The 944-nt window shown below is 61.3% G+C and carries 1 protein-coding gene; it reads right to left on the bottom strand.

The genetic code is table 11. The features are described 5' to 3' along the window. A partial coding sequence (locus HBO11_RS28410) for a ribonucleotide-diphosphate reductase subunit beta (protein ID WP_222932577.1) occupies window positions 1-911 on the bottom strand: 911 nt, incomplete at its 3' end. Between the last annotated feature and the right edge of the window lie 33 nt (window positions 912-944).

Raw genomic sequence — 944 nt, 5'->3', positions numbered from 1 at the left:
GTCCCTTGCAGGATCATCTGGGTCGCTTCTTCCTTCATCTCGGCATCCCACAGGTGTGGGTTTTCGATTTTGATCTGGTTGATCACGTCGATGCCGAAGTTCAGGTGCATCGACTCATCGCGCAGGATGTACTGGAATTGCTCGGCCACGCCGGTCATTTTGTTGCGTCGGCCCATGGACAGGATCTGGGTGAAGCCGCAATAGAAGAAGATGCCTTCCAGCACGCAGTAGTAGGCGACCAGGTTGCGCAGCAGTTCTTTATCGGTGTCGACGGTGCCGGTCTCGAATTTCGGATCGGAGATCGAACGCGTGTATTTCAGACCCCAGGCGGCTTTTTTCGCGACCGACGGGATCTCGTGGTACATGTTGAAGATCTCGCCTTCATCCATGGCCAGCGATTCGATGCAGTACTGGTAGGCGTGGGTGTGGATCGCCTCTTCGAAGGCCTGGCGCAGGATGTACTGGCGGCACTCCGGGTTGGTGATCAGGCGGTACACGGCCAGCACCAGGTTGTTGGCGACCAACGAATCGGCGGTGGAGAAGAAGCCCAGGTTGCGCATGACGATGCGACGTTCGTCGTCGGTCAGGCCTTCGGGGTTTTTCCACAGGGCGATGTCGGCGGTCATGTTGACCTCTTGCGGCATCCAGTGGTTGGCGCAGCCGTCGAGGTACTTCTGCCAGGCCCAGTCGTACTTGAAGGGCACGAGTTGGTTGAGGTCGGCGCGGCAGTTGATCATGCGCTTTTCGTCAACGGCGACACGGGCGGAGGCGCCTTCCAACTCGGCGAGGCCTTCGGCGACGTCGAGTTTGTCCAGGGCGGCCTTGGCGCGCACGATGGCGGCGGAGTCATTGGCGGTGACGGCGCGGGCCTCGATGGCGGCGGCGGCACCGGCACCGTCGAGGCGGTCCATGTTGGCTTCGGTGGCGTGGCCGGCGTTGGCGCC

The organism is Pseudomonas sp. WS 5010 (assembly GCF_012985565.1).
GTDB lineage: Bacteria > Pseudomonadota > Gammaproteobacteria > Pseudomonadales > Pseudomonadaceae > Aquipseudomonas.
Note: the sequence above shows the minus strand (reverse complement) of the source record. Positions and strands in the feature narration are given on the sequence as shown.